The 608-nt window shown below is 50.8% G+C and carries 1 protein-coding gene; it reads left to right on the top strand.

Annotated features, from left to right (window positions below; genetic code table 11):
• A partial coding sequence (locus BLX41_RS33720; RefSeq protein ID WP_185073619.1) for a hypothetical protein occupies window positions 1-608 on the top strand: 608 nt, incomplete at both ends.

Here is a 608-nt window from a genome sequence, read left to right as displayed (position 1 = left end):
GCGGTGGCGAGCCCGAAGAAGACGTATGAGCAGTGGAAGAAGAGTGTTGAGTTGTATGGGGAGAACAGTCGAGACGCATTAATCAACCTCGGTGAGCTGCTTGACGCCATGGCTGTACTGTCTGTGTCAGGCGCAGATCTTAAGTCTTCGGCATCTGAGTTCAATGACTATAGGTTGGCAAGAGAAAATGCTCGAAAACTCGTCAGTAAGGATGAGAACAAGCGTGCGGAGGGCATGGATTATCTGATCCGGGCAAAAGTCGGCGAAGCGAATGGAGAGCATGCGCAACTTCTTATTGCTCGAATGAAGGATATCGCCCGCGAGAGCCCGGAGAAGTCACTTGAGCTAGCAGAAATGTTGGCCAGTTTGAAGAACCCTTCAAATGGATCGCTAAATCTCGCTGCTGCTCCTGGCGTAGGAATGATGGGGGCCTTAGCGTTTGCGTTGGTCTACTCAGTAGCGACGCCCCAGACTCAAGAAAATATGCGTAATACGGCCAACTCGGTTGTGGAAAGCGCTAAAAAAGCAGGTGGTGTTGCAAAGGAAGAGGTGCAAAGGCAGCTAAAAATTTCGATCGGCCTGTGGGAGTTGATAACCCTCACTGCGTT

The organism is Pseudomonas protegens (assembly GCF_003732485.1).
GTDB lineage: Bacteria > Pseudomonadota > Gammaproteobacteria > Pseudomonadales > Pseudomonadaceae > Aquipseudomonas > Aquipseudomonas protegens_B.
Note: the sequence above shows the minus strand (reverse complement) of the source record. Positions and strands in the feature narration are given on the sequence as shown.